At 69.7% G+C, this 18,178-nt stretch carries 20 protein-coding genes; 13 read left to right on the top strand and 7 right to left on the bottom strand.

Features of this window, described 5'->3' with window-relative positions:
* The first annotated feature begins 31 nt into the window (after positions 1–31).
* The 5 genes from WH07_RS14100 to WH07_RS14080 are packed head-to-tail and all read left to right on the top strand — an operon-like array spanning position 32 to position 4,936.
* The gene (locus tag WH07_RS14100) at positions 32–1,120 is read left to right on the top strand and encodes a cupin domain-containing protein (RefSeq protein ID WP_046500177.1); all 1,089 of its coding nucleotides are present in this window, start codon (positions 32–34) and stop codon (positions 1,118–1,120) included.
* Positions 1,121–1,122: 2 nt separating this feature from the next.
* Positions 1,123–1,461: a hypothetical protein gene (locus WH07_RS14095; protein WP_046500176.1), complete on the top strand. Its 339-nt coding sequence runs from the start codon at positions 1,123–1,125 to the stop codon at positions 1,459–1,461.
* The gene (locus tag WH07_RS14090) at positions 1,451–2,608 is read left to right on the top strand and encodes a Rieske 2Fe-2S domain-containing protein (RefSeq protein ID WP_052744368.1); all 1,158 of its coding nucleotides are present in this window, start codon (positions 1,451–1,453) and stop codon (positions 2,606–2,608) included. Before WH07_RS14095 ends, WH07_RS14090 begins: the two co-directional genes overlap by 11 nt.
* A complete protein-coding gene (locus WH07_RS14085) occupies positions 2,608–3,348 on the top strand; it encodes a class II aldolase/adducin family protein (protein WP_052744367.1) in 741 nt (246 codons plus the stop codon). The genes WH07_RS14090 and WH07_RS14085 overlap by 1 nt, the downstream gene beginning before the upstream one ends.
* Positions 3,349–3,352: 4 nt before the next feature.
* Positions 3,353–4,936: an ethanolamine ammonia-lyase reactivating factor EutA gene (locus WH07_RS14080; protein ID WP_046500174.1), complete on the top strand. Its 1,584-nt coding sequence runs from the start codon at positions 3,353–3,355 to the stop codon at positions 4,934–4,936.
* Positions 4,937–5,049: 113 nt separating this feature from the next.
* On the opposite strand, the gene WH07_RS14075 is transcribed toward WH07_RS14080, so the two are convergent.
* Complete coding sequence (locus WH07_RS14075; protein ID WP_046500172.1) at positions 5,050–5,859, bottom strand: IclR family transcriptional regulator; 810 nt, start codon at positions 5,857–5,859, stop codon at positions 5,050–5,052.
* Positions 5,860–5,916: 57 nt separating this feature from the next.
* Between WH07_RS14075 and WH07_RS14070 the strand changes: the two genes are divergently transcribed.
* Positions 5,917–7,185, top strand: a complete 1,269-nt coding sequence (locus tag WH07_RS14070; protein WP_079023211.1) for an FAD-dependent oxidoreductase — start codon at positions 5,917–5,919, stop codon at positions 7,183–7,185.
* Positions 7,186–7,254: 69 nt separating this feature from the next.
* Here the strand turns inward: WH07_RS14070 and WH07_RS14065 are convergent, their stop codons facing one another.
* Positions 7,255–8,457, bottom strand: a complete 1,203-nt coding sequence (locus WH07_RS14065) for an IS110 family RNA-guided transposase (protein ID WP_046500169.1) — start codon at positions 8,455–8,457, stop codon at positions 7,255–7,257.
* Positions 8,458–8,684: 227 nt separating this feature from the next.
* Here WH07_RS14065 and WH07_RS14060 point away from each other — a divergent pair, with 227 nt between their 5' ends.
* The 5 genes from WH07_RS14060 (at position 8,685) to WH07_RS14040 (ending at position 14,331) form a co-directional block, all read left to right on the top strand.
* Positions 8,685–9,788 (top strand): cupin domain-containing protein, encoded by a 1,104-nt coding sequence (locus WH07_RS14060; RefSeq protein WP_063775764.1) that lies wholly within the window; start codon positions 8,685–8,687, stop codon positions 9,786–9,788.
* Positions 9,785–10,687, top strand: a complete 903-nt coding sequence (locus WH07_RS14055) for a fumarylacetoacetate hydrolase family protein (RefSeq protein ID WP_046500163.1) — start codon at positions 9,785–9,787, stop codon at positions 10,685–10,687. Before WH07_RS14060 ends, WH07_RS14055 begins: the two co-directional genes overlap by 4 nt.
* Before the next feature lie 173 nt (positions 10,688–10,860).
* Positions 10,861–12,018, top strand: a complete 1,158-nt coding sequence (locus WH07_RS14050; protein ID WP_046500162.1) for an ABC transporter substrate-binding protein — start codon at positions 10,861–10,863, stop codon at positions 12,016–12,018.
* 62 nt (positions 12,019–12,080) lie between these two features.
* Entirely contained in the window at positions 12,081–13,142 is a 1,062-nt protein-coding gene (locus WH07_RS14045) for a cupin domain-containing protein (RefSeq protein ID WP_046500159.1), read from the top strand.
* Between the two features lie 55 nt (positions 13,143–13,197).
* Entirely contained in the window at positions 13,198–14,331 is a 1,134-nt protein-coding gene (locus tag WH07_RS14040; RefSeq protein WP_046500158.1) for a hypothetical protein, read from the top strand.
* Positions 14,332–14,412: 81 nt separating this feature from the next.
* Here the strand turns inward: WH07_RS14040 and WH07_RS14035 are convergent, their stop codons facing one another.
* From WH07_RS14035 to WH07_RS39730, 5 genes are all read right to left on the bottom strand, one after another.
* Positions 14,413–15,264 (bottom strand): ABC transporter permease, encoded by an 852-nt coding sequence (locus tag WH07_RS14035; protein ID WP_046500156.1) that lies wholly within the window; start codon positions 15,262–15,264, stop codon positions 14,413–14,415.
* A gap of 11 nt (positions 15,265–15,275) precedes the next feature.
* Positions 15,276–16,187 (bottom strand): ABC transporter ATP-binding protein, encoded by a 912-nt coding sequence (locus tag WH07_RS14030; RefSeq protein WP_046500154.1) that lies wholly within the window; start codon positions 16,185–16,187, stop codon positions 15,276–15,278.
* Positions 16,187–16,540 carry a transcriptional regulator gene (locus WH07_RS14025; protein ID WP_046500153.1) on the bottom strand — a complete coding sequence of 118 codons (354 nt, stop codon included), beginning with the start codon at positions 16,538–16,540 and terminating at the stop codon, positions 16,187–16,189. Before WH07_RS14025 ends, WH07_RS14030 begins: the two co-directional genes overlap by 1 nt.
* The gene (locus tag WH07_RS14020) at positions 16,537–17,043 is read right to left on the bottom strand and encodes a hypothetical protein (protein WP_046500151.1); all 507 of its coding nucleotides are present in this window, start codon (positions 17,041–17,043) and stop codon (positions 16,537–16,539) included. The genes WH07_RS14025 and WH07_RS14020 overlap by 4 nt, the downstream gene beginning before the upstream one ends.
* Before the next feature lie 135 nt (positions 17,044–17,178).
* Positions 17,179–17,355 (bottom strand): hypothetical protein, encoded by a 177-nt coding sequence (locus WH07_RS39730; protein ID WP_157877338.1) that lies wholly within the window; start codon positions 17,353–17,355, stop codon positions 17,179–17,181.
* Positions 17,356–17,498: 143 nt separating this feature from the next.
* Here WH07_RS39730 and WH07_RS14015 point away from each other — a divergent pair, with 143 nt between their 5' ends.
* Both WH07_RS14015 and WH07_RS14010 read left to right on the top strand, forming a co-directional pair.
* Positions 17,499–17,744, top strand: a complete 246-nt coding sequence (locus WH07_RS14015; protein WP_046500149.1) for a ferredoxin — start codon at positions 17,499–17,501, stop codon at positions 17,742–17,744.
* The coding region (locus tag WH07_RS14010; RefSeq protein WP_046500147.1) for an FAD-dependent oxidoreductase at positions 17,734–18,178 on the top strand (445 nt) is incomplete at its 3' end. The genes WH07_RS14015 and WH07_RS14010, both read left to right, overlap by 11 nt.

Raw genomic sequence — 18,178 nt, 5'->3', positions numbered from 1 at the left:
CCGCGAAACCGCGTACAAGGAGAGACGAGAGATGACCGTGGCCGAAACCGAGCTGCCCACGATCAAACGCCCGACGGCCTATGAACAGTGGCTGGCGGACGAGGGTCTGAAGGTCGTGGAGGGGCTGTTCATCGAGGACCTGCGCACCGTCGAGCTGGGCGACTGGGCGCGGCGGGGCTGCCGGGCCGCGGTCGCCCGGCTGGAGGGCACCGAGGACGTCAATGACGCCCACATCATCGAGATCGCCCCCGGCGGCCAGATGGCTCCCGAGCGCCATCTCTACGAGGAGATCACCTATGTGGTCTCCGGCCGGGGCTCGACCACGGTGTGGAACGCGGCCGGGGCGCGGACGACCTTCGAGTGGAACGCGGGCAGTGTGTTCTCCGTACCGCTCAACGCGTACGCGCAGCACTTCAACGGCAGCGGTGCCGAACCGGCCCGCTTCTACACCGTGACCAGCGCTCCGCTGGTGATGAGGATGTTCCACAACCGCTCGTTCATCTACGACTGCGACTTCGACTTCACCGACCGGTTCGGCGCGGACAAGGACGACTTCAGCGGGGCCGGAACCGCCTACCAGTCCCGGGTCTGGGAGAGCAGATTCATCCCCGACGCGGCCCGGATCGAGCTGAAGTCCTGGGCCGCGCGCGGCGCGGGCGGCAGCAATGTGATGCTGGAGATCGCCGACAACAGCCTGTGCGGCCATGTCTCCGAGTTCCCCGTGGGTACGTACAAGAAGGCACACCGGCACAACGCGGGCGCCCATGTGATCATCCTCGGTGGTACGGGCTTCTCGCTGCTGTGGCGGGAGGGCGAGCCGGTGCGCAAGGTCGACTGGCGGCAGGGCTCGATCGTGGTGCCGCCCGAGCGCTGGTTCCACCAGCACTTCAACACCGGCACCACGCCCGCCCGTTATCTGGCGCTGCGCTGGGGAAGCAAGAAGTATCCGCTGTTCAAGCAGTTCCTGATCGACCGTCCCACCACCGAGGGCGGCGACCAGATCGAGTACCGGGACGAGGACCCCTCCGTACGCGCCACCTTCGAGGCGGAACTGGCCCGGCACGGCGCGGAGAGCCGGATGGCCGAGGTCTACGACCGGGCCGCGCGCCGGACGAGCTGACCATGATCAGCCTTGAACGGCCGTTCGACGAGGACTTCTCCCCCGCGGCGGACGTCCCGACGCTGTCGGTCGACTTCTGGAGCTATCTCAACGCGCTCCAGGCACGGCTCGGCTGGTCCCCCGCCGACGACAGGACCTGGGACTACCTGGAGGAACTCGAACGCGACATGGAGCCGCTCATCGAGACCCTCCCGGACGCGGACGCCGCGCCGTATCTCCACCGGCTCATCGACACCTGGGCCGCACGGGGCACCGGGGAGCGCGACGACCTCCGGCGGCGGATCGCCGCCATGCTGCGGCAGGCACTGCGGAACCAAGAGGAGCATCACCATGATCAGTGAAGCCGAGAACGAGTTTCTGACGCGGGTCGGCCCCGGCACCCCGGCGGGCGAACTGCTGCGGCGGTACTGGCAGCCCGTCGCCCTCACCGCCGATCTCTCCCCGGAGAAACGCACCAAGCGCGTACGGATCCTGGGCGAGGACCTGGTGCTGTATCTGACCGACGAGAACACCTACGCGATGGTCGCCGAGTCGTGCGCGCACCGGCGGGTCTCGCTGTACTACGGCTTCGTGGAGGGCTGCGAGATCCGCTGTCCGTACCACGGCTGGAAGTACGACAGCACGGGCCAGTGCCTGGAGCAGCCCTTCGAGCAGGAGAACCGGCGGGCCCGCGAGCGCGCCCGGATCGCCGCCTATCCGGTACGCGCCTACCGCGGCATCCTCTTCGCCTATCTCGGCCCCGGCGAGCCGCCCGTACTGCCGCGGTGGGACGTGCTCGACCGGCGCGACGGACATCTCACGCTCTTCGTCGAGCAGGACCTCCAGTGCAACTGGCTCCAGCCGATGGAGAACGCCGTCGACACCGTGCACACCTTCTGGCTGCACGGACACACCATGCATCTCAAGGGCATCGACCGCGGCAGCTACTACTACCGGCCCATCGAGAAGTACTCCTTCGAGCAGTTCGAGTGGGGCATCATCAAGCGCCGTGTCTACCGTGACACCGCCGGCGGGGTCGAGGAGGAGACCGGGCATCCGCTGGTGTTCCCCAACATCCTGCGGCTGCCCGAGGGCCCGTTGCAGGCGATGCACTGGCGGGTGCCGGTCGACGACGAGCACACCATGCTCATCCGGGCCGGGCTGCTGCCGGACAAGCCGGGCGAGGAGCGGGTGCACGACGAGGAGCCCAGTGTGGTGCGGGTGCCCTCGGAGATGACCGAGGACGGCGACCACGCGATGAACACGTTCACCAGCCAGGACCGGATGGCATGGGAGACGCAGGGCGCCGTCTACGACCGCACCAAGGAGATGCTGGGGGCGGAGGACAAGGGCATCGCCATGTACCGCAGGCTGCTGCGGCAGCAGATCGAGCTGGTCCGGGCCGGTCAGGATCCGATGGCGCTGATCCGCGATCCCGAGCGGGCCGTGGTGACCTTCGATGTGTCGCGCGGGCAGGCCAGGGTGGCCGTGGCCGAGGGCCGGGTGTGATGACGTCCGCGGCCGGGCACGGCGCGGCGGCCGAACGGGTCGCCGCGGCCTGCCGTGTGCTCGGGCGCATGGGACTCACCCGCGAACCGGCCGGGCACATCAGTGTGCTGCTGGACGACGGGAGTGTCGCGGTCAAGGCGCGCGGGCGCGCGGAGTCGGGTCTGCGGTTCGCCGGCGCGGAGGATGTCGTGGTGGTGGATCCCGACGGGAGACCGCGCTCGTTCGCGCCGGGTCTTGAGCCGCCCCGGGAACTCGCCATCCATCTCGCGGTGTACCGGGCGCGCCCCGATGTCACCAGTGTGGCGCATGTGCATCCGTTGACGCCGGTGCTGTTCGGTGTCTGCGATGTGCCGCTGCTGCCGCTGATCGGTGCGTACGACCCGTACGCGCTGCGGCTGCTGGCCCGGGGGGTGCCCACTTTCGAGCGCAGTGTGCTGGTGACGACTCCGGAGCTCGGCGACGAACTGGCCGCCGTGCTGGGGCCGGGCGCGGTGTGCCTGATGCGCGGGCACGGGGTGACGGCGGTGGGCGCGAGCCCGGAGGAGGCGGCGCTCAATGTCATCAAGCTGAGCGAGCTGGCCGAACTGAACTACCGGGCACGGCTGCTCGGGGATCCGAGGCCGATCGAGCAGGCCGAGTACGAGGAGATCGTCGGTACGGGCAGGACGCGGCCGGAGCTGATCGAGTCGGCGTGGCGGTTCTACCGGCTGCTCGCCGAAGAAGGAGCCGAGGAGAGGTGAGATCATGTCCGACAGCGTCCTGACCGGGACACACCTCCACGGTCAGCACCACCACGGTCACACCGGCACCCACGACGGCCAGGACCACGATCACGGCCGCAACCATGACCATGACCATGGTGTGACCATCGGGGCCGACGACCCGGCTCATCCGCTCCGGGAGCGCGATCAGATCGTCCTCACCAGTGTGGGCATCGACATCGGCTCGGCCACCAGCCAGGTCCTCTTCTCCCGGCTGACCCTGCGGCGGATGGGACGCGAACTGTCCAGTGCCTTCCGGGTCGTCGGAAAGGAGATCATCCATGAGTCGGCCGTCGCCCTCACTCCGTACGCCGAGGGCCGCCGCATCGACGAGGAGCGCCTGACGGCCCTGGTCGACGCGGCGTTCGTGGACGCCGGTGTACGGGCCGAAGAGGTCGACACCGGGGCGGTCATCCTCACCGGTGAGGCCACCCGCCGCCACAACGCCCGCGCCATCGCGGATCTGTTCGCCGCCAGGACGGGGCGTTTCATCTGTGCCACGGCCGGCCACGGCATGGAGGCGACACTCGCCGCCCACGGTTCGGGCGCGGTGGCCAGAAGCGCGCGCGATCACTCACGGGTGCTCAACATCGACATCGGCGGCGGCACCACCAAGCTGTCGGTGTCAAAGTCCGGCAGTGTTTTGGCGACCGGTGCGCTGCATCTCGGCGCACGGCTGATCGTCGTGGACGGCGCGGGACGGATCGTACGGCTGGAACCCGCGGGCCGGCGGCTGGCCGGATCGCTGGGACTGGACTGGGCCTTGGGCGACCGGGTGTGGGAGCCCGAACTGCGGGAGGTGGCGGCGCTGATGGCCGACACCGTCCTCGCCGAGGTCAACGGAGTGCCCGCACCGCTCGACGGTCTCGGCTGGACTCGGCTCACCGGGCCGCTGGCCGAGCAAGGTCCGTATGACGCCGTGGTGTTCTCCGGCGGGGTCGCCGAGTATCTCTACGGCCGTGAGTCAAGGGAGTTCGGTGATCTGGGCGCATTGCTCGGCCGTGCGCTGACCGAGCGGGCGGACCGGCTGCCGGGCCCGGTGGAGGACACCGGCCGGGCGATCAGGGCGACGGTGCTGGGGGCGTCCCAGTACACCGTGCAGGTGAGCGGGAACACCATTCACATCGACGATCCGGACCTGCTGCCGCTGCACAATCTGCGGGTGGTACGGCCCGAGGTCGAACTGCCCGACACGGTCGATCCGCGGTCGGTCGAGGCCGCCGTCCGGCGGGCTCTCTCGGATTCCGGCACCGGCCCGGGCGACGCGGTGGTGTTCGCGTTCCGGTGGAGCGGGCTGCCGAGTTTCCCACGCCTCGATGCCTTCGTGGAGGGCATACGGCGCGGTCTGAGCGAGCGGATCGAGGCGGGCAGGCCGTTGTGTCTGCTCTTCGAGGGCGATATCGCCAGGACCGTCGGGGGCATCCTGTACGACCAGGGTGTCCGGGTGCCGGTGATCTCCGTCGACGGAATCGCGGTCGGTGACCTGCACTTCGTGGACATCGGCGCGGTGCTGCCCAAGTCCGGGACCGTACCGGTCTCGCTCAAGTCGATGGTGTTCTCGCTATGAACACACTGAATGCCGCACAGGCCCGGCACACCGCGGGCACCGCACGCGCCGTGCACACTGTCAACGGCGGTCCGGTACGTTCCAGACCGCCGCCATGGCGCCGGATCCCCGGCTCAGGCCGTCTCGTTGAGCGCGTCCCGTACCGACAGCCGGGCTTCGAGCAGCAGCGGCGCGAGTTCCCTGGCCTGACCGGCCGTCTCCAGCCGGGAGTGCGGTACGGCCACGGCGATCGCCGCGAGCGGGTAGCCGATCAGATCGTAGATCGCCATGCCCACCGCGCAGATGCTGCTCTCGCCCTCGCCGAAGTTCACCGCGTACCCGACCTCACGGATCTCGTCCAGCTCGGTCTCCAACTGGCCCCAGTTCGCGATGGAGTTGGGGGTACGGGTGTCCAACTGCCGGGTGGGGTAGCGGCGGCCCAGATCGGTGGCGGGCAGCGCCGCCAGGATCGCCTTGCCGCCGGCTGTGCAGTGCGCCGGCAGGACGATGCCCGTACGTGTGGCCACCCGCACCGACCGGGAGCCTTCGACGCAGTCGATGAACCGGACCGAATTCCCTTCCAGCAGAAGCAGACTGACCGTCTCGCGGGTGTCCTCGCTGAGCTTTTCCAGTACGGGCCTGGCCGCGTGCCGGATGTCGACGCGGCCGATGGCGGCGAGACCGATCTCCAGCAGAGCGCGGCCGGGCCGGTAGACACCGTTCGGCTTGTCCTGGGTGACAAAGCCCTGGCGGCGCAGCGCGGTCAGCAGCCGGTGCGCGGTGGATCGGGCGACGCCCAGATCGTCGGCGGCCTCGGCGACCCGCAGCGCGCGGCGCTCGCTGATGAGATGCAGCAACTGGAGGGCGTTGTCGACCGATGAGAGGCCGGACTGCGGGGAGTACGGGCCGGCCGAGTGGGGTTCATCGCGGACTGAGTTCTTCATATCGGAATAGTAGCGTCAACTCTTTCGGCGCACGGAATAATCACTAAGGTTTGGGCTATGACATTCGTGTCGAATCATCGTGGGCTACCGGTGCTGATCCTGGGCGGCGGCCCCGTCGGCGTCACCGCGGCTTGGGCCCTCGCCCGGGCGGGTGTACGGGTACACCTCATCGAGCGGGAGCCGGAGCCGCGTACCGACTGGCGTGCGTCGACGTTCCATCCGCCGACCCTCGAACTCCTCGACGGACTGGGCCTGGCGGCGCAGATGCACACCGAAGGGCTGACGGTGCCGCGCTACCAGTACCGGGACCGCCGGGCCGGGCTGGTGGCCGAGTTCGACTTCACCCTGCTCAAGGACGAGACGAAGTATCCGCACCGGCTTCAGCTCAACCAGCAGCACCTGGTGCGGATGCTGGTGGAGCGGCTCGCGGACGAGCCCAACGCCACACTGCACTACGGCATCGAGGCCACCGCGATCCGGACGAGCGGTGACGGTGTGATCGTGGAGGGGCGGGGAGCGGAGGGCGGTGTGAGTCTGCGCGGCTGCTTCCTGGTGGCCGCCGACGGCGCGAGCAGTACGGCCCGCGGGCTGCTGGGGGTGGAGTTCCGGGGGTTCACCTACCCCGAGCGGTTCCTGATCGCGAGCACCTCGGCCGACTTCCGCGCGCTCATCCCCGACATCGCCGATGTCAACTATGTGGCCGATCCGGAGGAGTGGCTGTTCCTGCTGCGCACACCGGAGTCCTGGCGCGCGGTGTATCCGGTGCCGCCCGGCCAGACGTACGAGAGTGCCACCGATCCGGCGGAGATGCAGAGCCGGCTCCAGGGCATAGCACCCCTGCCAGGCGGTTACGAGATCGGTGACCATCAGGTCTACCACGTCCACCAGCGGGTCGCGGAGTCGTTCGTGGCCGGGCCGTGCGCGCTGATCGGCGACGCGGCGCACATCAACAGTCCGCTGGGCGGAGTGGGCCTCAACAGCGGTATCCACGACGCGGTCGACCTCTCCCGCCGGCTCGCACGCGTCCTTCTCGACGGCGCGGACGAGGACGCCGAGCTGGCGGCGTTCGCCGAGGTACGGCGCCGGGTGGCCCTGGAGTACGTACAGGCCGACACCAAGCGCAACACCGAGCGGATCAGTGAGCGCGACGAGGCCAAGCGGCACGCCAACCACCAGGAGCTGCGGGCCGTCGCGGCCGATCCGGAGCGGGCCCGCGCCTGGTGCCGACGCGCCTCGCTGCTCGAATCGGTGGCCCGCTTCGGGATCGGCCTGCCTCCGGACGAGGTCCGCGCCCGGCTGGACGCGGAGCCCGGCACCAATGCGTGACGGGCACGGCTCCATGACGGGCACCACCTCATGACGAGCACCACAGGCGAAAGAGTCTCAATGACGAAGTCAAGCCGCCTGCGTGACCGGCGGAGCGGAGGTGAACACCCGTCCGTCACGCAGCAGAGCCCACAACACACTCGCTCGTCGGCGGGCCAGGGCAATGACGGCCTGGACGTGTTTGCAGCCCTCTGCCCGCTTCTTGAGGCAGAAGTCCCGGTTCGGTCCTTCGCGGATGATGCTGGTCTGCGCGGACATGTAGAACACCCGTCGCAGGCGGCGGCTGTAGCGCTTGGGCCGGTGCAGGTTGCCGGTGCGGCGTCCGGAGTCACGCGGGACGGGCACCAGCCCGGCGGCCGACGCGAGGTGACCGGCGTCGACGTAGGCCGACAAGTCGCCGGCGGACACGACGAACTCGGCCCCGAGTACCGGGCCCATGCCGGGCAGGGATTCGATGATCTCCGCCTGCGGGTGACTGCGGAACGTGTCGCGGATCTGCTTGTCGATCCGTTTGAGCCGGTCGTCCAGGGCCAGGACCTGCGCGGCCAGGTCGGCGACGATCTGGGCGGCGACGTCTTCTCCGGGCAGTGCGGTGCGCTGGGCCTGCGCGGCTTCCAGCGCAGTCGCCGCAACCGCGTCGGCGCCGCGGACACCGCGGTTGGCCAGCCAGGCCGTGAGCCGGGCCCGGCCGCGACGGCGAAGGACAGCCGGGGTCTGGTAGCCGGTCAGCAACACCAGCGCACCCTTGTGGCTGCTGTAATCGAAAGCCCGCTCCAGCGCGGGGAAGATGCCCGTCAGCACGTCGCGAAGCCGATTGACCAGCCGGACCCGGCCGGCGACCAGGCCGGATCGGTGGGCGGTCAGCAGAGCGAGGTCCGCGGCCAGCTGGGCAGGCACGTCGATGACGGCGAAGTCCCGGCGCTGGCGGGCGGTTTCGGCGATGACATAGACGTCACGGGCGTCGGTCTTCGCCTCGCCCCGGTAGGCGCCCGACATGCGGTTGACCGTGCGGCCGGGAACGTAGACGGCCTGCTGGCCGCGGGCGGCGAGCAGAGCCAGCAACAGGGCGGAGGATGTGCCGGAGATGTCCACTGCCCAGTGGACCTCCCCGGCCAGCTCCAGGATCTCGCCGAGCGCAGCCAGGATCGCCGACTCGTCATTGTCGATCTTCTTCGACCACAAGGTTGCGCCGGTCTCATCGACCGCCACCGCCCAGTGGTGGCCCTCGCCTGCGTCGATGCCGGCCCAGACCCGGGCCCGCCGCTCGCTCACTCGCCCCTCCCCAGTTCCAACAGTGTGCCATCGGCCCGAGGAACACCCCGCTGTCATCTCCGTAATCAGCAACCGCACGAAGCACGCACATCTCAATCAGCAGCCAGGGCGCCCCGGAGAACCGGGCGGCCACTCCTTCGAAGCCACTGAAGGCAAGAACCCATAAGCCACACCCGGCCCTCCCGGGCCGCCTAACAACTTACGGAGGACCCATGACAGAGGGACCCATGAAAGACGAAGAAACCCAACTGGCGGCCCTGTACGGGGATCTGGCCGCGGTCGACCTGCATCCGCTGTGGACGATCACCCGTGATCTGCTGCCGCCGGCACCGCGCCCGCGCTCGGTGCCCTGGCTGTGGAGTTCCGAGGTGCTGACCGAACTCGCCGAGCGGGCGCTGCGGTTGGTGCCGGTGGAGCGCGGCGGGGAGCGGCGGGTGCTGAGCCTCGGCAATCCGGGGCTGGGCGGACTGCCGTACGCCGCCGGGACCTTGTGGGGCGCGATCCAGTGCCTCGGGCCCGGCGAGACGGCACCGGCCCACCGGCACACCCCGGGCGCCATCCGCTTCATCCTGTCCGGGGACGGGGTGGCGACCACCGTGGACGGCGATGTGTGCGACATGCACCCCGGTGACCTGATTCTCACACCGTCGTGGAACTGGCACGACCACAGCAGCGCCAGCGACGGCCCGATGCTGTGGTTCGACGGACTGGATCTGCCGATGATCGAGGCGCTGGACGCGGTGTTCTTCGAACCGTACCCCGATGTGCGGCAGCCGGACTCGGACCCGCACAACCGGTCGGAGCGGGAGGCCGGTCCGGGGCCGCGCTTCGTCAGCGGAGCGGTACGGGACGTACTCACCGCCGAACACTCACCGCTGCTGGTCTACCGGTGGCAGGACACCGACCGGGAGCTGTCGCGGCTGGCCGCCGAGAGCGGGGAGCCGCTGGTGAGCATCGAGTTCGTCAGTCCCGAGACCGGTGCCAGTGTGCTGCCGACCATGAACTGCGCGATGCACCGGCTGGTACCGGGCGCGCGGACGCTGCCCGTACGGCGCACCGGCAACAGTGTGTTCGTGGTGCACCGGGGTTCAGGTTCGTCGGTGATCGAGGGGCAGCGTTTCGACTGGTCGGCCGGTGACATGTTCGTCGTACCGTCCTGGGCCGCGGCCGAGCATGCCAGTGAGGAGGGCGCGGACCTGTTCTCCATCGGCGACAGCCCCGTACTGCGGGCTCTGGGCATCCACCGGGAACTGGCGCTCGACACCCATCAGCGGGTGACCGGTGTGTTCACCCCGGCGGCGCTCCGGCCGAAGGACTCGGTGGGCGTATGAGACTCGCGATCTTCGACGACCGGCGCCTGGGTGTGGTGACCGGGGACCACATCGTGGATGTCACGGCCGTACTGCCGTGGCCGCACGATCCCGATCCGCTGCTCGCGGGCTGGTGGCGTGGCCTGTGCCGGGACTTCGCGGTGCTCGCGCCCGCCCTGGAGGAGGCCGCGGCCAACGGCCGGGGCCGGCCGCTGGAGTCGGTACGGCTGGCCGCGCCGGTGCTGGGACCGACCAAGATCATCGCTTCGGCCAGCAACTACCAGGCACACGTCGACGAGATGCACTCGGTGCAGCGCCGCACACTGGGGCAGGTCGAGTCCTGGATGATGAACTTCGATGTGTTCCTCAAGGCTCCGTCGTCGGTCGTGGGGCCCTCGGACGGCATCGTGCTGCCGCGCGATGTGCTGGAGGAGGGCAGCGAGATCCACCACGAGTCCGAACTCGTGGTGGTGATCGGTACGGGCGGCAAGGACATCCCGGTCGAGAACGCGCTGAAGCATGTGCTCGGTTACACGATCGGTCTCGACATCACCGTACGCAGCGCGGCCGACCGGTCGCGGCGCAAGAGCTATGACACTTTCAGCCCGCTGGGCCCCTGGCTGACCACCAGCGACGAGGCGGGCGATCCGGCCGGCTTCGACATCCTGCTGACCTGCAACGGCGAGCAGCGGCAGGCGGTCAACACCTCCGCATTCATCACTCCGGTACCGGAGATCGTCGCCTACGCGTCGCGCATGATGACACTGAATCCCGGCGATGTGCTCTTCACCGGCGCACCGCCCGGTGTCGGGCCGATCCTGCCCGGCGATGTGCTGTACACCTCGATCAGCGGGCTCGGTGCCATGACACTGCCGGTCCACGCCGAACAGGACCGCGCCGAACAGAACCGGGCCGAATAGACGCACGCCGAACAGGTCCGCGCCGCACAGCCCTTCGGAGCCCCAAGGAACAGCCCGGCATTCCTGCTGGTGGAATATTCTACGCGAGTATTCCAGTGACGCGAACGTGATGGCTATGGTCCTGACACCCCCCAGCCATATCGCTCACTCGCACAGAGAATCAGGTGAGGGCCATGTCGATGACGACGAAGGCCGGGTTCATTCTCCCCGCCGCCGCGGTGCTGCTCCTCGGGGGCTGCGCGGGAGGCACGTCCAACGATTCCCCGGAGAGCGCGGACGCGGGCCGCGCCGGCGGTACGCGTGTCTCCACGGGCTGTCCCGACCCCGACGGCACCCTGGCCCGAGCGGCCAAGAAGGAAGGGGAGGTGGTGATGACGGGTACGCCGGACGGCAGTGTGCGTACCGACATACCGAAGGCGTTCGAGGAGACCTACGGTGTCAAGGTCACCTATGTCGGCGGCCGCAACAGTGATATCGCGGCCAAGCTCCAGGCCGAACGCAAGGCCGGCATCTACACCCATGACGTCTTCGGCGGCGGTGGCAACACCATGTCGAGCACCTACTACGGCGAGGGCTGGCTCACCTCCCTCAAGGACGCGCTCGACCCGGCGCTGCTCACCGCGGCCAACTGGCGTGACGGGGCGCCCAAGTGGGTCGATCCCGAGAAGGAGAAGATCCTTCAGCTCTCGAACTATGTCGACTCCGGTGTGGTGGTCAACACCAACCTGGTCAAGGACGGCGAGCTGACCTCCTTCGAGGACATGCTCGATCCGAAGTGGAAGGGAAAGATCGTGGTGGACGACCCGCGCTCCAACGGCGGGGCCATCTACGATGTCGGCGCCTTCGAGCAGGCCTACGGCCAGGACTTCGTCAAGTCGCTCTATGTCGACCAGAAGCCGACCCTGCTGACCGACCAGCGCCAGGAGCTGGACGACATCGCCCGGGGCAAGTTCGCCTTCGGTCTGTCGCTCCAGACCGCGGAGACCGAGGAGGCGCTGGCCGAGGGGCTGCCGCTGAAGCAGCTCAAGCTCACCGGCGCGCCGCCCGTGGCGACCGGCGGCTCCAGCCTGCTGGCCCTCGACAACAAGGCTCCGCACCCGGAGGCGGCCAAGCTGCTGGTCAACTGGCTGGTGTGCAAGGACGGCAACGCCGTGTGGACGAAGGCGCTCCAGGTGCCGAGCAACCGCGCGGATGTGCCGGTGCCGGCGGATCTGGGCGCGACCGTCCCCCAGGCGGGCAGCGAGTACTACGACAGCTACGGCTGGAACGTCCTCACCAAGGATGTGAAGCGGCTCCAGAAGATGCTGATCGAGCTGCTCGGCCCGCAGTAGCCGGCCGTAGAGCGCAGTAGCCCGCGGTACCCGCAGGAGAAGACCCCTTTCTGGAGGCAGTCATGACAGCGCAGCCGCGGCGGGCACCCGCCCCGCCCACCGCGTACGCCCGGTGGTCCCACGGCCAGGGCATCGACATCGTCCCCGGCTTTCATATCCCCGATCTCCGGGAGGTCCCGCTCAAGCCCTGGGCGCGGACGGGCGGTCACGGCTGCTTCATCCACCACGACGCCAGCGACCGGAGCAACGACTGCTACGTGTGCCGGATCCCGCCCGGGCAGCATCTCCACCCCGTGCGCCATCTGCACGAGGTGATGATCTATGTGCTCTCCGGGCGGGGCAGTACGACGGTGTGGGGGCCCGGCGGGGAGCCGCAGAGCTTCGAGTGGCAGCACGGGTCCCTGTTCGCGATCCCGCTGAATGTCCGCTACCAGCATTTCAACAGCAGCGGTGAGGAGCCGGCGACTCTGCTCGCCGTCACCAACGCCCCCGTGGTCATCAACCTGTTCGACGAAGCGGGGTTCGTCTTCGACTGCCCCTACGACTTCCCGTCCCGCTTCTCCGGAGAGTCCGGCTACTTCAGTGGCGAGGGCACGCTGACGGGCCGGCTGTGGGAGAGCAACTTCATCCCCGACGTACGGGACTTCCAGCTCGTCGCGTACCGCGAGCGAGGCGCGGGCGGCACGAACGTCCAGTTCAAGCTGGCCAGGAACACGATGATGGCGCATGTGTCGGAGTTCCCCGTCGGTACGTACAAGAAGGCACACCGGCACTCGCCCGGCGCCCATGTGGTGATCCTCAGCGGCACCGGTTACAGCCTGATGTGGCGGGAGGGCGAGCCCATCCGGCGGTACGACTGGGCGGAGGGCTCGCTGGTCATTCCGCCGGGCGAGACCTTCCACCAGCACTTCAACACCGGTGCGACGCCCGCCCGTTATCTCGCCCTGCGCCATCTCAACGCACGCCGGGACCCGGCGACCGGGCTGCCGATGTCCTCCATCAGCACCCGGCTCGGCGGCGACCAGATCGACTACGCGGACGAGGATCCGGCGGTCCGGCGGATGTACCGCGAGGCGTGCGCCGCACACGGCATCGCCTCCCGGATGGACGAGTTCTACGACTGACGAACCGCACGACGCATGAGTCGCGCGATGGAACGCGATGGAAGAGGAGTGACCGATGGCACCGTCCGGCCAGGCCCGGGAGACCTTCTACGACACCTGGATGCGCAAGGAGGGAATCCCGGTCCACCGCGGCTACGGCATCGCCGATGTCCGTACGGTGGAGCGCGCCGACTGGGCGCGCACCGGGGGCCGGGCGGCCTTCGTCCATCTCCACGGTATGGAGGGCTTCACCGGTATGCAGATCGGCGAGATCGCCGCCCGCCGGTCGCTGGAGCGTCAGCAGCACCTCCACCAGCAGTTCATCACCGTCCTGTCGGGGCGCGGCACGGCCGATGTCTGGCTGCCCGGGGACTCGCACAGGACCAGCTTCGAGTGGCAGCGGGGCAGTTTCTTCGCCATCCCGCTCAACTGCGCTTATGTCCTGCACAACACCGGGTCGGAGCCCGTTGTCTACATGGCCGTCAATGACGCGCCGATGGTGCTGGACCTGTTCCACAACGAGGACTTCGTCTTCGCCAACGACTACCGCTTCACCGACCGGTTCCCGCCCGGCGGGACCGGCTACTACTCCGCCACCAGACGGTACGAGAACTACTTCGGCGGTGTCGCCGAGACCAACTTCATCGCCGATGTTCATGAGATCGCGCTGGACTCGCTGGGGGTCAAGGGCAGTGGTGTGGACGCGACCGTCTTCGAGATGGCCGGCAACACGATCGCCGCGCACATCACCTCCTGGCCGGTGGGCCGCTACCACAAGGCACACCACCATCTCGGCGGGGCCGTTCTCTTCGGTCTGCGGTCCAGCGGCTATGTCCTGATCTGGCCGCAGGAGGCGGGCAGCCGCCCGTACGAATCGGGCAACGGCGACCGGGTGGTGCGGGTGGAGTGGGGCGAGGGCTCCGTCTACAGCCCGCCGAGCAAGTGGTTCCACCAGCACTTCAACACCGGCGCGGAGACCGCACGGCAGCTCGCCTTCCGCGGCGGTGTGAAACACCCGACGGGCATCCGACGGGCCGGCAACCCGATCGTGGGCGGCCGTCCCGGGGTGCTCGTCAGCGTACGGGAGGGCGGCAGCCTGCTGCCGTACGAGGACGAGGACCCGCGGATACGCCGCGACTACGCCGACGCCCTGACACGGCAGGGGATTTCGCCCGACATGCCCGAGGACCTCTACACGGGCACCGCCTGACCGGGAGGCGCCGCGCCGGTTCGGTGCCCGGTCCCGGTCCTGTCCGGCACCGGAACACCGCGCCCGGCGCCGGATCGCCGTCTACCCGGCCAGCGCGCCGCTCTGTGCCGCTTTGCGGTGCCGCTCGGACAGGCGCGAGCCGGACTCGCGACGGGCGGCACGGCGCAGGAGTGGCACCGCGAGGAGGAATCCGAGGACCGCCCAGGCGGCCAGGACCAGGGCGACCATGGGCAGTTCCCAGGAGCCGGCCGCCTCGGCGGTCCGTGCCGCGTCGGGGAGCAGCGCCGAACGCAGGCCCTGCGCCATCCACTTGAGCGGGAAGACCGCGGCCACCTGCTGGACCGGCACGGGCAGCGAGGTGATCGGGAACACCGTTCCGGAGATGAACAGGAGCACCATCGTCGGCAGCATGACCAACGCCAGCGCCTCGCGGGGGTTGGGCAGCACCGCTCCCACGGCGGCGCCCAGCGGTACGACGGCGAGCAGCCCGAGCGTGGTGACCCACAGCAGCGTCAGCCAGGCGCCCGGCCCGTGCGGCAGCGGCCCGTCCACCAGCAGCGCCCCGGCCGCCAGGAGCAGGGCCACGGTGCCGACCGCCACGACGACGATCAGCACGCACTTGGCGACGAGGTAGGCCGGTATCCCGCCGGGCGTGGCACGCAGCCGCAGCAGAGCGCCCTCCTCCCGCTCGGCCACGAGCATCTGCGGGAGGTTGATCAGTCCGACCTGGAACAGCAGATAGGCGGCGAAGCCCGCCAGCATCAGATCGGACATCGGGGTTCGAGTGCCGGGCACGTCGTCGCTGATGTAGGCGGCGACGAGCAGCGCGACGACCACGTTGGTCAGATGGCCGGACATCTCCTTGCCGTTGCGCAGGAGGTGCCGCAGTTCGATGCCGCCGCGCTGGAGCCCGGCACGCACACCGTTCGTCATGGGTGTCTTCCTCATGCGGCCTGTGCCTCCTTGTCCGCGTCGCTGTCCGCGCCGTCCGCCTCCCGGTTCACCATGTGCAGATAGGTGTCCTCCAGCGTCGGGCGGCGGACCTCCAGGCCGGGGATCGGGCCGTGCGCGTCCCGGTGGAGTTCCCAGACCAACTGTGAGGGATCCTCGGTGCGTTCGCGGCGGGACGTCCCGTCGTCGGCCGTCCAGCGGACCTCGGCCTGGGCGGCGGCCCGCCGGGCCAGTTCCGCGGGTGTGCCGCAGGCCCGGATCCGGCCGCCGACCAGCATGGCGATCCGGTCGGCGAGCCGCTCGGCCTCCACCAGGTCGTGGGTGGTGAGCAGGACGGTGACGCCCTCGTCGCGGGCCAGCCGTTCGACCAGGACGTGGAACCCGTGCCGCGCCTCCGGGTCGAAGCCGGTGGTCGGCTCGTCCAGGAAGAGGAGCTCGGGGCGGCCGATGATGCCGAGCGCGACGTCCAGCCGCCGGCGCTGGCCGCCGGACAGCCGTTCCACCTGCCGGCCGGCCTGGTCGGTGAGGCCGACCAGGGCCAGCAGCTCGGCCGGGTCGCGCGGGTCGGGGTAGTACATGGCGAAGTGCGTCAGCAGCTCGGCGACCCGCCAGCGGCGGTGGTCGCGCCAGGACTGCAGGACCAGTCCGATCCGGCCGCGCCACGCGTCGTCGCCCAGCTCCGGGTCCGTACCGAGGACGCTCACCTCACCGGCGGAACGCCGCCGGAAGCCCTCCAGGATTTCGACCGTGGTGGTCTTCCCCGCGCCGTTGGGTCCGAGCAACGCGAAGACCTCGCCGCGGTGGATGTCCAGGTCGACGCCGTGGAGGACCTCGATGTCGCCGTACGTCATCGTCACGTCGCGCGCGTGGACGACCGGCTGGGTGTGCATGTGATCCGACGTCATCAACTCGCCCCCGAGTGGTGTCGCTGTCGTGGTGGTGGTGTTTCGGCCGCCGCCTGGGGGCCGGCGCCCTCGACGATCGCCCGGAGCGCCGCGACGTGCCCCTCGAAGGCGGTGCGGCCGTGGTCCGTCAGCCGTACCCTGGTCCGCCGCTTGCGGCCGCCGCCGTCCTTGTGGAGCTCCAGATATCCGGCCTCTTCAAGGGTGTGAAGCTGTTTGGAGAGCGCGGAGTCGCTGAGCGAGAGGCTGTCGCGGACGAACGCGAAGTCCGCCCATTCGGTGGCGGCGAGCAGCGCGACCACCGACAGCCGGGTGGCGGGGTGGATCAGCTCGTCGAAGCCGGCGGGGACGCTCATCGGTCCGCCCCCTCGCCCGCGGTCCGTATGCCGCGGCCCCGCGCCGAACCGGCCGCCCAGCGGCTCGTCGGCCCGACGAACAGCACGAACACCGTCGCCGAGACCGTGGCCTGGATCAGACTGGCGGACATCGGCTCCAGCGAGTCGACCAGATGGCCGGAGAGCAGGGTCGTCCCGCCGGTCACCACCGCCCCCGCGACGAAGGTGCCGAACATCCGCCGGGTGCAATGGGTGTGGTGCAGACGGACCCGGCTCCGGCGGTTGTGGAGCACGGCCAGCGCGCCCAGCAGCGCGACGTACAGGGCCATGACCAGCCCCACACCCCACCACGGCAGGTCCAGGCCCAGCCCCGCCAGGAAGAGCCACATCAGCACGGCCGTGGCCCAGGTACCGCCCGAGCCGCCCGCGGCGGACCGCTCGACCTCGTCGTACACCCGCTCCTGCGGTACTCGGATGCGCTGAAGGTCCCTCCACGCCTGTTCTGCATTGACGGACGTGCTCACGTCACTCGCCCTCCCACCCTCGCTTCACTTGCCCAGGAGGAAAGTTACCCTTGACTTTCCTTCCAGGCAAGTCAGCAGCTCACCGGCACCGACAACCGGGCAGGAGCGGGGCGGGAGCAGCCGGGAGGGCACCGGCTAGCGGGGCATCCCGTGGGACGGCTCGTGCGACACGGCAGGCGCGGGCTCGGGCTCATGCTTCGCCGGCCGCGGGTCCGCCGTGACGGGATCGACGGCGCCCCCGACCCCGTACGCGACACCGAAGGCCGCCGCGAGCATGGCGGCGAAGGCGGTGATCCTCAGCGCGGTGTTCATGGACCTCTCCTCTGGTCGTCCGGCGGGACTCCCCAAGGATATACCCCCATGGGGTACTCGCACGACCGGGTCCGCTCCACTCGCGCCACTCCCCCGCAAGGAGTAGGACGGAGACGGCGGGCGGCACGGAGGAGTGGTCCGGGATGCAGATCGTCGTCGATCTCAATCGCTGTCAGAGTTACGCACAATGCGCGTTCCTCGCCCCGCAGGTGTTCGAACTGCATGGCGAGGAGGCCCTCATGTACACCCCGGCCGTCCCCGACGACCAGCGTGAACGGGTCCTCCGCGCGGCGACGGCCTGTCCGGTGCAGGCCATCCTCGTCGGGGAGCGCGCGGGCACCGGAGGGCGGACCGGCGCCGGGGAGCGAGCGGGCGCCGGTGTCCGGTGAGCGGCTCGACGGCCGGATCGTCATCGTCGGCGCCTCCCTGGCCGGGCTGCGCGCCGCCGAAGCGCTGCGCGCGGAAGGCTTCACCGGTTCGCTGACCCTGGTCGGGGAGGAGCCCGATCCTCCGTACGACCGGCCGCCGTTGTCCAAACAGGTGCTGCTCGGGCGGGTGGGCGCGCGGGATGTCGGGCTGCCGTCCCGCCGCGAGGTGGACGCGGACTGGCGGCTCGGAGTGCGTGCCGTCGGTCTGGACGGGATCAGGAGGCGGGTGCTCCTCGCCGACGGGGAGCCGCTGCCGTACGACCGGCTGCTGATCGCCACCGGAACGCGGGCCCGCCCCTGGCCCCACCCCGCCGAGGCCGCGCTCGACGGCGTACTTACCCTCCGTCCCACCGACGACGCGCGCCGCCTCGTCGCGCGGCTCGACGCCGGACCGC

The organism is Streptomyces odonnellii (assembly GCF_000981895.1).
GTDB lineage: Bacteria > Actinomycetota > Actinomycetes > Streptomycetales > Streptomycetaceae > Streptomyces > Streptomyces odonnellii.
The sequence above is the reverse complement of the archived record's forward strand: the minus strand, read 5'-3'. Positions and strand labels throughout refer to the sequence as shown.

Coding starts and splice junctions, on each gene's coding strand:
- WH07_RS14100 (WP_046500177.1), top strand. CDS start 32: ATGACCGTGGCCGAAACCGAGCTGCCCACGATCAAACGCCCGACGGCC.
- WH07_RS14095 (WP_046500176.1), top strand. CDS start 1,123: ATGATCAGCCTTGAACGGCCGTTCGACGAGGACTTCTCCCCCGCGGCG.
- WH07_RS14090 (WP_052744368.1), top strand. CDS start 1,451: ATGATCAGTGAAGCCGAGAACGAGTTTCTGACGCGGGTCGGCCCCGGC.
- WH07_RS14085 (WP_052744367.1), top strand. CDS start 2,608: ATGACGTCCGCGGCCGGGCACGGCGCGGCGGCCGAACGGGTCGCCGCG.
- WH07_RS14080 (WP_046500174.1), top strand. CDS start 3,353: ATGTCCGACAGCGTCCTGACCGGGACACACCTCCACGGTCAGCACCAC.
- WH07_RS14075 (WP_046500172.1), bottom strand. CDS start 5,859: ATGAAGAACTCAGTCCGCGATGAACCCCACTCGGCCGGCCCGTACTCC.
- WH07_RS14070 (WP_079023211.1), top strand. CDS start 5,917: ATGACATTCGTGTCGAATCATCGTGGGCTACCGGTGCTGATCCTGGGC.
- WH07_RS14060 (WP_063775764.1), top strand. CDS start 8,685: ATGAAAGACGAAGAAACCCAACTGGCGGCCCTGTACGGGGATCTGGCC.
- WH07_RS14055 (WP_046500163.1), top strand. CDS start 9,785: ATGAGACTCGCGATCTTCGACGACCGGCGCCTGGGTGTGGTGACCGGG.
- WH07_RS14050 (WP_046500162.1), top strand. CDS start 10,861: ATGTCGATGACGACGAAGGCCGGGTTCATTCTCCCCGCCGCCGCGGTG.
- WH07_RS14045 (WP_046500159.1), top strand. CDS start 12,081: ATGACAGCGCAGCCGCGGCGGGCACCCGCCCCGCCCACCGCGTACGCC.
- WH07_RS14040 (WP_046500158.1), top strand. CDS start 13,198: ATGGCACCGTCCGGCCAGGCCCGGGAGACCTTCTACGACACCTGGATG.
- WH07_RS14035 (WP_046500156.1), bottom strand. CDS start 15,264: ATGACGAACGGTGTGCGTGCCGGGCTCCAGCGCGGCGGCATCGAACTG.
- WH07_RS14030 (WP_046500154.1), bottom strand. CDS start 16,187: ATGACGTCGGATCACATGCACACCCAGCCGGTCGTCCACGCGCGCGAC.
- WH07_RS14025 (WP_046500153.1), bottom strand. CDS start 16,540: ATGAGCGTCCCCGCCGGCTTCGACGAGCTGATCCACCCCGCCACCCGG.
- WH07_RS39730 (WP_157877338.1), bottom strand. CDS start 17,355: ATGAACACCGCGCTGAGGATCACCGCCTTCGCCGCCATGCTCGCGGCG.
- WH07_RS14015 (WP_046500149.1), top strand. CDS start 17,499: ATGCAGATCGTCGTCGATCTCAATCGCTGTCAGAGTTACGCACAATGC.